Consider the following 12187-nt stretch of genomic DNA (forward strand, 5'->3'; position numbering starts at 1 on the left):
CGTGACGGAAGACCCGACGGCGACCAATCTGGCGATCGTCGATGCCCACATCCGCGGCGAGGCCCGCGATCCGGCGTCGATCCTGGATCTCTACACCGACGACGTGGTGTTGGAGATGCCGACGCGCGGCCTGCGCTTCGAAGGCAAACCGGCGATCGAGGCCAATTATCGGCGGATGTTCGGGGCGATCGAGCTCCTGGAGATCGAGACCCTCGAGCGTTTCGCCACGCCGACCCGGGTGGTCGACGACAGCCGGGCGCGATTCCGGCTGGTCGGCGAGGGATTCGACGGCGCGCCGCTGCCGATCGGCAGTCTGGTGGAGCTGCGGCTCCTGCACGTCTTCCACATGCGCGACGGCGCGATCGCCCGCGAACAGGTGTTCGAAGGCTGGACGCGGATCGACCGATCCGAGGGTTTCACATGAAACGAGGAGGGGATTTCATGGTTTCGAAGTGGTTTCTGCGCGTCGCGGTGCTGTTCGCGCTCGCCGGCATGGGGCTCGGCATCTTCATGGCGGCGGCGGCCGACCACCGGCTGTCGCCGGTCCACGCCCATGTCAATCTGATCGGCTGGGTCGGGATGTTCCTGGCCGGGCTGTTCTACCGGACCCATCCGGCCTCGGAGGGCCGCGCCGCGCGCTGGCATCTCGGCACGGCGATCGTCGGCCTGACGATCCTGGCGCCGGGCATCGCCGGGGTCCATCTCGGCCTGCCCTGGGGCGAGCCGCTGGCCGGAATCGGGTCGCTCTTGACGCTCGCCGCGATGGTGCTGTTCGCGACGATCGTGGTGCGCGGCACCGCGGCGCCGGCGAGCGAGCAGGTCGACTTCACGGCTCCCGGGCGAACGGCAGCGGCGCGCACGGCCTGATGCGGCGAAGCGGTCGCCGTCGCTCACGCCGCGAGGTCGGCGACCACCGCGTCGAGCACCACGAAACCGCCCGGCGTGGCGCGGACGCGGCGGCGGCCGTTCTCGTCGATCACCACCTCGACCATGCCGTGGTGGACCAGATCGGCGAGGCGGGCGGGATCGAGAACGCGGCCGGAGATCACCTCCCAGCGGTCGAGATCGATGCCTTCGTCGAGACGCAGGCCCATCAGCAGATATTCGTCGCCCTGTTCCTCGAAGGTGAGGAGATCGTCGGCGACCCGGGCGTGGCCGCGGCTCTCGACGGCGCGCAGCCAGGCTTCCGGGTTCTTCTCGTCGGCGGTGGCGCGGCGGCCTTCGGCCAGCGCGAGGCGGCCGTGGGCGCCGGCGCCGACCCCGACATATTCGCCGTAGCGCCAATAGACCAGATTGTGCCGGCATTCGGCGCCGGGCGCGGCGTGGTTGGAGATCTCGTAGGCGCGCAGGCCCGCCGCGTCGAGAACGTCGTGGGTGGCGTCCCAGAGGTCGGCGGCGGCGTCCATGTCGGGGACGATCAGCTTGCCGGCGCGGTGGAGATCGGCGAAGCGGGTCTCCTCCTCGATGGTCAGCTGGTAGACCGACAGGTGATCGGCGGCGAGATCGACCGCGGTCTTCAGCTCCGCGCGCCAGTCGGCGACGGTCTGGTCGGGGCGGGCGTAGATCATGTCGAAGGACATGCGCGGAAAGGTCGCACGCGCCAGGCGAATCGCGTCGAGTGCCTCGGCGACGTCGTGGAGGCGGCCGAGGCGCTTGAGATCGCGGTCGTTCAGCGCCTGGACGCCGAGCGACACGCGGTTGACGCCGGCGGCGCGGTAGCCGGTGAAGCGGGCGGCGTCGACGCTCGACGGATTGGCCTCGAGGCTGACCTCGACGTTGCGATCGACCGACCACAGCCCGCCGATGGCGTCTAGCACGGTGGCGACCGTCTCGGGTTCCATCAGCGACGGCGTGCCGCCGCCGAAGAAGATCGACGAGACGGTGCGGCCGGGGGTGCGCGCCGCGTCGTGGGTGAGTTCGGCGACCAGGGCGCGGGCGTAGCGGGCCTGATCGATCGGGGTCAGCCGGACGTGGCTGTTGAAATCGCAGTAGGGACATTTGGACGCGCAGAACGGCCAATGGATGTAAACGCCGAAACCCGGCTCACCGGCACTCATGGATCCACCTTCCCTGTCGCGACGACCGAGGTCGTCCGGCGGCGCGAATCGCCCATCTCCCAGATTGCCCGATCCGCATGACCGGCGCTCGTCGGACGCGCCGGCGATCGCTCACAGACAGCGCGCGGCGAAGCGGGCGAAGGCCCGGGCGCGGTGGGACAGGCCCTCTTCGCCGGGTCTCAAGCCGTGTTTCTCCTCGGCGGTCATCTCGCCGAAGGTGCGGTCGTGGCCTTCCGGACGGAACATTGGATCATAGCCGAAACCGGCGGTGCCGCGGGGCGGCCACACCAGCTCGCCGTGGACCTCGCCGCGCACCGTCTCGACGTGACCGTCGGGCCAGGCGAGGCACAGGGCGGCGACGAAATGGGCGCGGCGATCGCCCGATCCGTCCTGCTGCAGCAGTTCCTCGATCGAGCGCATGGCGCGGGCGAAGTCCTTGTCTTCGCCGGCCCAGCGTGCCGACAGGACGCCGGGCTGGCCGCCGAGCGCGGCGACGCAGAGGCCGGAATCGTCGGCCAGCGCCGGCAGGCCGGAGGCGATCGCCGCGGCCAGCGCCTTGATCGCGGCATTGGCCTCGAAGGTCGTGCCGGTCTCGTCCGGCTCGGGCAGCGCGAGCTCGCCGGCCGAGGTCGCCTCGATCCCGTATGGCGCGAGGAGATCGCGGATCTCGGCCAGTTTGCCGGCGTTGTGGGTGGCGACGACGAGTTTCCCACCTTCGAGACGACGTCGGGTCATGCGCTCCTCCCTCCCCGCCTTCAGGCGATCGCCTGTTTCTGCAAGTCGACGAGCCGGGCGATGCCGCCCTTGGCGAGGCCGAGCAGGGTGCCGAGTTCGGCTTCGGTGAAGGGCTTGCCCTCGGCGGTGCCCTGGATCTCGACGATTCCGCCGGAGCCGGTCATCACGAAGTTGGCGTCGGTCTCGGCGGCGGAATCCTCGACGTAGTCGAGATCGAGCACCGCCTCGCCCTTGACGATGCCGCAGGAAATCGCCGCCACGTGGTCTTTCAGGACCTCGGTCTTGATCATCTCGCGGGTGCGCATCCAGGTGAGGCAGTCGCGCAGGGCGATCCAGGCGCCGGTGATCGCCGCGGTGCGGGTGCCGCCGTCGGCCTGGATGACGTCGCAGTCGATCGAGATCTGGCGCTCGCCGAGCGCCTGCAGGTCGACCACCGCCCGCAGGCTGCGGCCGATCAGCCGCTGGATCTCCTGGGTGCGGCCCGAGGGCTTGCCGGAGGTCGACTCGCGGCGCATGCGCTCGTGGGTGGCGCGCGGCAGCATGCCGTATTCGGCGGTGACCCAGCCGCGGCGCTGGCCGCGCAGCCAGCCGGGGACGTTCTCCTCGAGGCTGGCGGTGCACAGCACGTGGGTGTCGCCGAAGCGGACGAGGCAGGACCCTTCGGCGTGTTTGGAGAAGCCGCGCTCGAGGCTGACGGGTCTCAGTTCATCGGCGGCACGCTTCGACGGACGCATGGGGGCGGGACCTCGGTACTTTTCGGGAGTTGGTCCCGATCACCTAGCCCGGCCGCGGCCGGGCGTAAAGGGCGGCGGCCGCCGCGGGACGATTTGCCGAGAGCGGGTGCCGGCCGGACGTCGGGGATTTGCCAGGACCGCGGCGGCGTGGTTCCATCGGCATCGCCCTCTCTCATCCCGAGGATCCGTCGACGCCCATGCCGACCCCGCCCTTGCCCACCGGTTCGAGTCTGGCGCAGATCGACGAGCGATCGCGCGAGATCTTCCGCCAGATCGTCGAAACCTATCTCGACACCGGCGAACCGGTCGGCTCGCGCAATCTGTCCAAGCTGCTGCCGATGGCGCTGTCGCCGGCGTCGATCCGCAACGTCATGGCCGATCTCGAGCAGGCCGGGCTGATCTATGCGCCGCACACCTCGGCCGGGCGCCTGCCGACCGAGGTCGGCCTGCGCTTCTTCGTCGACGCGCTGCTCGAGATCGGCGACCTCGGCGACGACGAGCGCCGCCGCATCGAGGCGGAGGTGCGGGCCTCGGCGCGCAGCCCCGAACAGGTGCTGACCGAGGCCAGCCAGATGCTGTCGGGCCTGTCGCGCGGCGCCGGGGTGGTGCTGTCGCACAGCGCCGATCTGCGCCTCAAGCACATCGAGTTCGTCCGCCTGGAGCCGACCAAGGGTCTGGTGGTGCTGGTCGGCGAGGACGGCACGGTGGAGAACCGGGTGATCGATCTGCCGCTCGGCCTGCCGCCGTCGGCGCTGATCGAGGCGACCAATTTCCTCAACGCCCATATCCGCGGCCGCACGCTGGCCGAGGCGCGGGCCGAGCTCGAGCGGCTGCAGGGCGAACGCCAGGCCGAGCTCGACCGGCTGACCGCGCGGGTGGTCGAGGCGGGGCTCGCCACCTGGGCCGGAGCGACCGAGGGCCGGCCGACCCAACTGATCGTGCGCGGCCGCGCCAATCTGCTCGAGGATCTGCGGGCGGTCGACGATCTCGAACGGATCCGCTCGCTGTTCGACGACCTGGAGCGCAACCGCGACCTGATCGAGCTGCTCGGAGACGCCGAGCGCGGCCACGGCGTGCGCATCTTCATCGGCTCGGAATCCAAGCTGTTCTCGCTGTCGGGGTCGTCGCTGGTGGTCTCGCCCTACCACGACAAGGAGGCGCGGATCGTCGGGGTGATCGGGGTGATCGGCCCGACCCGCCTCAACTACGGCCGCATCATCCCGATGGTCGACTACACCGCCAAGCTGGTCGGGCGACTGCTGGGGTGAGGATGGGTGCTCCATAATATTCAGTGGGCTTAAAATGAAGAATATTATAGATATACTGTACGACCCAATTTCATTCAGAGCAAAAAAGCTGCTGTATCAGAAATTCTTGCCGCTGATAGTTAGCGATCGATTGCAGATAATTCGACGCGCTAGATATATCATTAAGTTTTCCATTCTTTTATCTATTGTATTTTTAATAGTAAGCGTACTTTTGAGATCTCCCCGATTCATGAATATGTCAGGCCTTCTTCTTGATTTTGCGGGCATCTCAAGAATATTTATAAGCGACGAATGGGATGATATTATAGGAAATTACACCGATGAAAATAAATATCCTTTTGGTCCTCCTTCTTATATAACTCGCGAGATATTTATTGACGACGATCCAGAAATATTTGCGTCGAAAGATGGTGAATACAAATCAATGCCGACCTCTCAACATCTGTATTATAATCGTGGAATAATACTTATTGCTGCCGGCTTTTTATTCCAATTCCTTTCTTCGCTATTTGGATAGATATTTTGAAATATGTAAATCGCGATTTGGCTTTGTTTCGCGACTTCAGGTCCCGCGAACGGTTTGAGGTCCACTCGTAAGGGGCTGCCGTCATTTGCATCCCGCGTTGGAGTTCCTACATGTGGTCGACCGACGGGGCGCCCGGCGCCGCCGTCGTTCTCGTCCCCACGATCCGGAGCGCTTGCCATGTCCGATTCTCCCGCCGCCGACGGTTCCGGCCCCGCATCCTGGCACGGCACCACCATTCTCGCGGTGCGCAAGGGCGGGCGCGTGGTGGTCGCCGGCGACGGGCAGGTGACGCTCGGCGCGACGGTGATCAAGTCGACGGCGCGCAAGGTGCGCCCGATCGGCAAGGGCGACGTGATCGGCGGCTTCGCCGGGGCGACCGCCGACGCCTTCACCCTGTTCGAGCGGCTGGAGAAGAAGCTCGAGCAATATCCCGCGCAACTGACCCGGGCCTGCGTCGAACTGGCCAAGGACTGGCGCACCGACCGCTACCTGCGCCGGCTGGAGGCGATGATGATCGTCGCCGACCGCACCACCACGCTGGTGCTGACCGGCAACGGCGATGTGCTGGAGCCGGAAGAAGGCGTCGCCGGCATCGGTTCGGGCGGGACCTATGCGCTGGCCGCGGCCCGCGCCCTGATGGATCAGGACCTCGACGCCGAGGCGATCGCCCGGCGCGCCATGAAGATCGCCGCCGAGATCTGCATCTACACCAACACCAACGTCGTGGTGGAGAGCCTGGGCGCATGAGCGACGTGCGGCCGGGCGACGGCGCCGACCGATCCGATGCGACGACCGCCGATCTCGACGCGGCGGTGGCGGCCGGTATCGTCTCGGCCGATCAGGCGCGCCGGCTGGGTGTGTTCTTCGCCGAACGGCGTCGGGGGTCCGACTCGGTGCCGATGCCGGCCGATCCGTCCGCCGACGAAGAAAACGTGCGCTTCGTCACCTCGTTCAACGACGTCTTCGTCACTTTGGGTATTCTGCTGCTGGTCGGTGCCGTGGCCTTTCTCGGGGCCAAGACCTCGCTGCTGGTCGCGGCGACGGCCTCGGTCGTCGTCGTCTGGGCCCTGTCGGAAGTCTTCTCGCGGCATTGGCGGATGGCCTTTCCGAGCATCGTGCTGACCGCCGGACTGGTCGGCGCCGGCGGCATCGCCGGTGCGCAGGCGGCGGAAGCGGTCGGCCTCGGGCACGGCGGTGGCGGCATCGCGGCAGGGGTGACCGCCGTCGCGCTCGGCTTCGCCCATTGGCGGCGGTTCGGCGTGCCGATATCCGTCGCCGCAGCGGTGGCCGGTGCGGCGACGACCCTGTTCGCCGTCCTCCACGCCACCGTCCCGACGCTGGTCGATCGCCACCCGTCGCCGGTGATGCTGGTCGTCGGGCTCGCGGTCTTCGCCTTGGCGATGCGCTGGGACTCCTCCGATCGCCAACGGCGGACGCGGCGCACCGACGTCGCGTTCTGGCTCCATATCCTGGCGGCACCGCTGATCGTCCATCCGCTGGTCTCGGCCACAGGAACGGCCTTGGGCGACATCCGTCCGGACGGGGCGGCGATCATCCTCGCCCTGTTCGCCGGCCTCGCCTTCGTCGCCCTGGTGGTCGACCGCCGAGCTCTGCTCGTCTCGGGTCTGATCTATCTCGGCGCCACCATCGGCACCTTGATCGAACGGCTCGGTTGGGCGGCCGCGTCGAGCGGTCCCCTGGCGGCCGGCGCCGTCGGGGCCGTCGTGCTGGTGCTCGCCATCGGCTGGACGCCCTTGCGCGCTCTTGCGCTGCGGCTGGTTCCGGCCTCGCTCCGGGCCCTGGTGCCCGAACCCCGCTCTCTTCACGGACGGACCCCATGACCAATTTCTCCCCGCGCGAGATCGTCTCGGAACTCGATCGCCACATCGTCGGCCAGAAGGACGCCAAGCGCGCCGTGGCGATCGCGCTCCGCAACCGCTGGCGCCGGCAGCAGCTCGAAGGGCCGCTGCGCGACGAGGTGCTGCCCAAGAACATCCTGATGATCGGGCCCACGGGTGTCGGCAAGACCGAGATCTCGCGGCGGCTCGCCCGCCTCGCCAATGCGCCGTTCCTCAAGGTCGAGGCGACCAAGTTCACCGAGGTCGGCTATGTCGGCCGCGACGTCGAGAGCATCGTGCGCGATCTGGTCGAGATCGGCATCGGCCAGGTGCGCACCGCCAAGCGCGCCCAGGTCAAGGCCAAGGCCGAGCTCGGGGCGGAAGAGCGGGTGCTCGACGCGCTGGTCGGCAAGTCGGCCTCGCCCGCCACCCGCGAGAGCTTCCGCACCAAGCTCCGGGCCGGCGATCTCGCCACCAAGGAGATCGAGATCGAGGTCAGCGGCGGGCCGCAGATGCCGAACTTCGAGATGCCGGGCATGCCCGGCGCGACGATCGGCGTGATGAACCTCGGCGACATGCTCGGCAAGGCCTTCGGCGGCGCCAAGAAGACCCGCAAGGTGACGGTCGCCGACAGCTACGACCTGTTGATCGGCGAGGAATCCGACAAGCTGCTCGACCAGGACCAGCTGGTCCAGGAAGCGCTGCGCGCGGTCGAGGAGAACGGCATCGTGTTCCTCGACGAGATCGACAAGATCTGCGGCCGCGAGGGCCGCGGCGCCGACGTCAGCCGCGAGGGCGTTCAGCGCGATCTCTTGCCGCTGATCGAGGGCACCACGGTCTCGACCAAATACGGGCCGGTCAAGACCGACCACGTGCTGTTCATCGCGTCGGGCGCCTTCCACGTCGCCACCCCGGCCGATCTCCTGCCGGAGCTCCAGGGCCGTCTGCCGATCCGGGTCGAACTGAAGCCGCTCGACCGCTCCGACTTCGAGCGCATCCTGGTCGACACCGAAGCGAGCCTGATCAAGCAGTACGTGGCGCTGATGGCCACCGAGGGGGTGACGCTGGAGGTCACCGCCGACGCGATCGGCGAGATCGCCCAGATCGCCGTCGACATCAATTCGTCGGTCGAGAACATCGGCGCGCGGCGGCTGCAGACGGTGATGGAGCGGATCCTCGACGAGATCTCGTTCACCGCCCCGGATCGCTCCGGCGAGACCATCGTCATCGACGCGGCGCTGGTGCGCACCAACATCGGCGATCTCGCCAAGAACACCGACCTCAGCCGCTTCATCCTGTGACGGCCGCCGGAGACGGCCGCGGCAGGGCGGCCGTCTCGGGCACATTCGGACGGAGAGAAGGGATCAGGGCCGGGAGCGGACCGAGGCGGCGCGCAGGCGCAACACCAGATCCTTGAGCGACGCCTTCGACAGGGTGCGGACGCGCTGGGCGAGCAGATTGGCGAGTTCGGTCGCCTCCGGATCGAGGCCGGCGGTGTCGACCACGACGCGCGGGTCGGACAATTCGGCGAGGCGCTGCAATTCCTCGGCCTCGTCCCAGATCACGTTGAAATAGGCGATGATGCGCTGGACCATGTACCAGGTCGGGCGGCCGCGCTTGCCGTGTTCGAGCGCCGAGAGATAGGCCGGCGAGCAGCCCAGCGCCGCGGCCATGTCCTTCAGGGTGGCGCCGCGCTCCTGGCGCAGCAGGCGGATCTTGGCCCCGAACGGCGTCATGCCGGCCTCCCGCCACGCGGGCGACGCAAGCGGACATAGATCGCCCCGGCGCCACCATGGGCGAGATGGGCCTCCTCGAAGCCGATCACCAGATCGCGGACGTCGCTGTCTGCGAGCCAATGGGGCACCGCACGGCGCAACACGCCGCGGTCCCAGGGCGATTCGCCCGGGCCGCCGCGGCCCTTGCCGGTAATCACCAGGACGATGCGGGCACCGGCGCCCCGCGCCCGCACGAGGAAGTGGCGCAGCGCCGAATGGGCGGCCTCCTGGGTCATGCCGTGGAGATCGAGGCGGGCGTCGATCGCCACCAGACCGCGGGCGAGGCGGCGGCGGGTGCGGTCGTCGAGGGCGGCGAGCGACGGCGGCGCGGCCACCGGCGGCGCCAGACCTTCCGGCGTCGGGGTGTGTTTCACGTGAATCGTCGCCGCCGCGCGCGCGGGTTCCCGCCGGGTCGGGCCGGTCGGCCGGACGATCCGCGGCACGCGCTTTTCCTTCGGCGGCTCGGGCGCGGCCGGCGGCGGCGGTACCGCGGCTTCGACGACCGGCGGCGATTCGGGCGCGGGATGGCTCTCCACGGGCGGGCGGCGCGAACGGCGGTGGGGCCGGGCATCGCCGAGCGGATCGATGGTCTCGGTGACCTTGTCCCACAGGCGGCGTTCGTCGTCGCCGAGGGCGCGGGGACGGCGGCGGCGAAAGGTCGGGATCATCGCGCCCCTCCCGTCGCCGGGTCGCGCGGCGCCAGCACCACGAAGCAGCGCGGCGCGTGGCGCAGGCGCCCGGCGATCACCCCGGCATCTGCCCCGAGACCGACGAAGACGTCGCCGCGGGCGGCACCGACGATCGCCGAGCCGGTGTCGTCGGCGATCATCAATCGGGCGAAGGGCTGCTCCGGGCCGTCCGCGTCGAGCGGCAGGTCGGCGGCGACGAAAATCGGCGTGCCCCAGGTGTGCAGCCGGTGGTCGACGGCGAGCGAAAACCCGGGGGTCAGCGGCACGCCGGCGGCCCCGAGGGCGCCGAGGGAGGGGTCGAGACCGGACTGTTGGCGGAAGAACACGAAGGAGCGGTTCTCGCGCATCAGCGCCTCGGCCGCGTCCGGGTGGGCCTTCAGCCAGGCCCGCAGGGTTTCCGCGGTCATCGCCTCGGCGGCGATCAGGCCGCGCGCCACGGCGAGGCGGCCGATCGAAGTATAGGGATGGCCGGATTTGGCGGCATAGGCGAGGCGCAACTCGCCGCCTTCGGCGAGGCGGATCCGCGCCGAGCCCTGGACGTGGACGAAATAGGCGTCGACCGGATCCTCCAGCCAGACCAGTTCGAGACCGCGGGCCGCGAGCGCCCCGTCGGCGATCGCCGGCCGGTCGGGGCACGGTTCGAGGCCGTGCCTCGTGCTTCGGGCGAAGGCGAAGCCGGGGGCGAGTCCCGGCGGCGGCGCGGCCGGATCGATCGCCACGAGGTCGTCGGGGGGGGCGAGGAGGGGCACGCGGAACCGCGCGGAGGGCTGGCGCGAACCCGGCAGATCGGGCTCGAAATAGCCGGTCAGGAAGGCCGGCGGATCACGCGGTTCGACGGCGAAGGGGACGAATCGGGCTTCGAAGAAGGCGCGGGCGGCGGCGCGATCGTATCCCGCCGGCAGGTCGGCGGCGGCGCGAGCGACCGCGGCGAGCGCAACTCCGTCGACGCCCAGGGCGCCGGTCGCGGGCGGCGGTGCGTCGGCGGCGCGGGCGTGGCGGCGCAGCGCGACGAGGCTCGCCTCGAGTGCGGCCTCACCCCAGCCGGGGAGATCGGCGAAGGAGAGGCGCCGCAGATCGGCGCTCGGCTCGCTCATCGTCGTCTCCCCTCCCCTCGCCGCCACCGTCGGGGGCGGACCGCGTCAGGCGACCGCCCGGGTCTCGACCAGACGCCAGTTGGGATCGGAGGATGCGGCCTCGCGGGCGAAGGTCCAGACGTCGAGCAGATCGGACAGGCGGCCGGCGTCGCCGTCGACGATGGTGCCGTCGGCGGCGCGGGTCAGCGAGATCACCTTGGCGGCGAAGCGCACGGTGATCCGGGCGAAGCCGTCGACCAGGGCGGCTTCGACGATGTCGGCCTTGTCGAGACCGACGAAGGTGAACTCGACCTTCTCGCCCTTCTTTTCGCGCTCGTCGATGCCGCGACCGAAGCTGTCCATCACCTCCTTGGAGAGGAGGGTCTTGAGGGTCTTGCGGTCGCCGGCGGCATAGGCGGTGACGATCATCTCGTAGGCCGCCTTGGCGCCGGTGACGAAATGGGTCGGCTCGAAGTTGCGGTCGGCAGCGACGACGGTGCGCAGCGCCGCGGCGAGCGAGGAACCCGGCACGGCGAGCGGATCGACGGTCGCCGGGTCGGCGGGCTCGCGGCGCGGCGCGGCGTCGACCTGACGCGGCAGCGAGATGACGTTGTCGTTGCCGGCCGATCCGTCGTCGACCCGGTCGCGATGATCGTCGGGGACGAAGGGCGGCTTCTCCGCGCCGGTCTTGGTGCCGAGCACGCGGTAGAGGCGGACGAAGATCACCACCGCGATGGCGAAGAAGACGATGGTGTAGATGTCGACGTTCATTCTGGGCCCGTCCCGTACCGACTCCGTCCGCCGTCGGAGGCGGGTCACGGATGCGCGAAGTGCGTCCGGCCGGCGGCCGGATCGTCGTCGCCCCTTATTTAGCAACTCCGAGGCCGCGGTGCGAGGGGCGCGGCGTCGACGACGTCCGACTGCTTGTGCCGCCGCGGCTTCCCATGCTAGCGAAACGCCGGCCCGTCGCTCGCGCGACGCGCGAGCACCCGGAGAACCATCGATGACCGACGCCTCCAATGCGACGCCTCCGACCGAAGCCCCGTCGCTCAACGTCCTCGCCCAATACGTGAAGGATCTCTCCTTCGAGAATCCCAACGCCCCCAATTCGCTCGCTCCCCAGCCCGAAGGTCCGCAGATCACGATCAACGTCAACGTCGGCGCGCAGCCGCTGTCGGCGACCGAGTTCGAGGTCGAGCTGAAGATCACGGCGCAGGCCGGCGGCGCCGCCGAATCGGTGCTGTTCAACGTCGAACTGCTCTACGCCGGCCTGTTCCGGATCCAGAACGTGCCCGAGCAGCATCTGCACCCCTTTGTGCTGATCGAATGCCCGCGGCTGCTGTTCCCCTTCGCCCGGGCGATCCTGGCCGATGCGACCCGCAACGGCGGCTTCCCGCCGCTGATGCTCGACCCGATCGATTTCGTCGCGCTCTATCAGCAGAACGCGGCCCAGACGGCGGCGGCCGGCGCGGTCAACTGATCGCCCGTACCG

Annotated in this window: 14 protein-coding genes; 7 read left to right on the top strand and 7 right to left on the bottom strand. The window is 69.2% G+C overall.

All coding sequences use genetic code 11. The features are described from left to right. Position 1 precedes the first annotated feature (1 nt). Together EYW49_RS15415 and EYW49_RS15420 are read left to right on the top strand one after the other, a co-directional pair. Positions 2 to 424 (top strand): nuclear transport factor 2 family protein, encoded by a 423-nt coding sequence (locus tag EYW49_RS15415; RefSeq protein WP_206365485.1) that lies wholly within the window; start codon positions 2 to 4, stop codon positions 422 to 424. Between the two features lie 17 nt (positions 425 to 441). Then, a complete protein-coding gene (locus EYW49_RS15420) occupies positions 442 to 867 on the top strand; it encodes a hypothetical protein (RefSeq protein WP_131310483.1) in 426 nt (141 codons plus the stop codon). Between the two features lie 23 nt (positions 868 to 890). On the opposite strand, the gene hemW is transcribed toward EYW49_RS15420, so the two are convergent. The 3 genes from hemW to rph form a co-directional block, all read right to left on the bottom strand. Further along, positions 891 to 2057, bottom strand: a complete 1167-nt coding sequence (gene hemW, locus EYW49_RS15425) for a radical SAM family heme chaperone HemW (protein ID WP_131310484.1) — start codon at positions 2055 to 2057, stop codon at positions 891 to 893. Positions 2058 to 2168: 111 nt separating this feature from the next. Beyond that, positions 2169 to 2792: an RdgB/HAM1 family non-canonical purine NTP pyrophosphatase gene (gene rdgB / locus EYW49_RS15430; protein ID WP_131310485.1), complete on the bottom strand. Its 624-nt coding sequence runs from the start codon at positions 2790 to 2792 to the stop codon at positions 2169 to 2171. Positions 2793 to 2812: 20 nt separating this feature from the next. Further along, a complete protein-coding gene (rph, locus tag EYW49_RS15435) occupies positions 2813 to 3526 on the bottom strand; it encodes a ribonuclease PH (RefSeq protein ID WP_131310486.1) in 714 nt (237 codons plus the stop codon). 197 nt (positions 3527 to 3723) lie between these two features. Between rph and hrcA the strand changes: the two genes are divergently transcribed. The 4 genes from hrcA (at position 3724) to hslU (ending at position 8459) form a co-directional block, all read left to right on the top strand. Further along, a complete protein-coding gene (hrcA, locus tag EYW49_RS15440; RefSeq protein WP_131310487.1) occupies positions 3724 to 4794 on the top strand; it encodes a heat-inducible transcriptional repressor HrcA in 1071 nt (356 codons plus the stop codon). A gap of 703 nt (positions 4795 to 5497) precedes the next feature. Then, complete coding sequence (gene hslV / locus EYW49_RS15445) at positions 5498 to 6067, top strand: ATP-dependent protease subunit HslV (protein WP_131310488.1); 570 nt, start codon at positions 5498 to 5500, stop codon at positions 6065 to 6067. After that, a complete protein-coding gene (locus tag EYW49_RS15450) occupies positions 6064 to 7161 on the top strand; it encodes a hypothetical protein (protein ID WP_131310489.1) in 1098 nt (365 codons plus the stop codon). Before hslV ends, EYW49_RS15450 begins: the two co-directional genes overlap by 4 nt. Next, positions 7158 to 8459 carry an ATP-dependent protease ATPase subunit HslU gene (hslU, locus tag EYW49_RS15455; RefSeq protein WP_131310490.1) on the top strand — a complete coding sequence of 434 codons (1302 nt, stop codon included), beginning with the start codon at positions 7158 to 7160 and terminating at the stop codon, positions 8457 to 8459. The genes EYW49_RS15450 and hslU overlap by 4 nt, the downstream gene beginning before the upstream one ends. Before the next feature lie 63 nt (positions 8460 to 8522). Here hslU and EYW49_RS15460 read toward each other — a convergent pair whose 3' ends face one another. The 4 genes from EYW49_RS15460 to EYW49_RS15475 are packed head-to-tail and all read right to left on the bottom strand — an operon-like array spanning position 8523 to position 11466. Beyond that, a complete protein-coding gene (locus EYW49_RS15460; RefSeq protein WP_131310491.1) occupies positions 8523 to 8894 on the bottom strand; it encodes a helix-turn-helix domain-containing protein in 372 nt (123 codons plus the stop codon). After that, positions 8891 to 9601: a Smr/MutS family protein gene (locus EYW49_RS15465; RefSeq protein WP_131310492.1), complete on the bottom strand. Its 711-nt coding sequence runs from the start codon at positions 9599 to 9601 to the stop codon at positions 8891 to 8893. The genes EYW49_RS15460 and EYW49_RS15465 overlap by 4 nt, the downstream gene beginning before the upstream one ends. After that, positions 9598 to 10716, bottom strand: a complete 1119-nt coding sequence (mltA, locus tag EYW49_RS15470; protein ID WP_131310493.1) for a murein transglycosylase A — start codon at positions 10714 to 10716, stop codon at positions 9598 to 9600. The genes EYW49_RS15465 and mltA overlap by 4 nt, the downstream gene beginning before the upstream one ends. A 45-nt stretch (positions 10717 to 10761) precedes the next feature. Then, positions 10762 to 11466: a Tim44/TimA family putative adaptor protein gene (locus tag EYW49_RS15475; RefSeq protein ID WP_131310494.1), complete on the bottom strand. Its 705-nt coding sequence runs from the start codon at positions 11464 to 11466 to the stop codon at positions 10762 to 10764. 232 nt (positions 11467 to 11698) lie between these two features. On the opposite strand from EYW49_RS15475, the gene secB reads away from it, so the two are divergent. After that, a complete protein-coding gene (gene secB, locus EYW49_RS15480) occupies positions 11699 to 12175 on the top strand; it encodes a protein-export chaperone SecB (RefSeq protein ID WP_131310495.1) in 477 nt (158 codons plus the stop codon). Positions 12176 to 12187 lie beyond the last annotated feature (12 nt).

Origin of the sequence: Siculibacillus lacustris, assembly GCF_004328075.1 — a bacterium.
Taxonomy (GTDB): Bacteria; Pseudomonadota; Alphaproteobacteria; order Rhizobiales; family Ancalomicrobiaceae; genus Siculibacillus; species Siculibacillus lacustris.

Coding starts and splice junctions, on each gene's coding strand:
- EYW49_RS15465 (WP_131310492.1), bottom strand. CDS start 9,601: ATGATCCCGACCTTTCGCCGCCGCCGTCCCCGCGCCCTCGGCGACGAC.
- hrcA (WP_131310487.1), top strand. CDS start 3,724: ATGCCGACCCCGCCCTTGCCCACCGGTTCGAGTCTGGCGCAGATCGAC.
- EYW49_RS15460 (WP_131310491.1), bottom strand. CDS start 8,894: ATGACGCCGTTCGGGGCCAAGATCCGCCTGCTGCGCCAGGAGCGCGGC.
- rdgB (WP_131310485.1), bottom strand. CDS start 2,792: ATGACCCGACGTCGTCTCGAAGGTGGGAAACTCGTCGTCGCCACCCAC.
- hslV (WP_131310488.1), top strand. CDS start 5,498: ATGTCCGATTCTCCCGCCGCCGACGGTTCCGGCCCCGCATCCTGGCAC.
- EYW49_RS15450 (WP_131310489.1), top strand. CDS start 6,064: ATGAGCGACGTGCGGCCGGGCGACGGCGCCGACCGATCCGATGCGACG.
- mltA (WP_131310493.1), bottom strand. CDS start 10,716: ATGAGCGAGCCGAGCGCCGATCTGCGGCGCCTCTCCTTCGCCGATCTC.
- EYW49_RS15420 (WP_131310483.1), top strand. CDS start 442: ATGGTTTCGAAGTGGTTTCTGCGCGTCGCGGTGCTGTTCGCGCTCGCC.
- rph (WP_131310486.1), bottom strand. CDS start 3,526: ATGCGTCCGTCGAAGCGTGCCGCCGATGAACTGAGACCCGTCAGCCTC.
- EYW49_RS15475 (WP_131310494.1), bottom strand. CDS start 11,466: ATGAACGTCGACATCTACACCATCGTCTTCTTCGCCATCGCGGTGGTG.
- hslU (WP_131310490.1), top strand. CDS start 7,158: ATGACCAATTTCTCCCCGCGCGAGATCGTCTCGGAACTCGATCGCCAC.
- secB (WP_131310495.1), top strand. CDS start 11,699: ATGACCGACGCCTCCAATGCGACGCCTCCGACCGAAGCCCCGTCGCTC.
- hemW (WP_131310484.1), bottom strand. CDS start 2,057: ATGAGTGCCGGTGAGCCGGGTTTCGGCGTTTACATCCATTGGCCGTTC.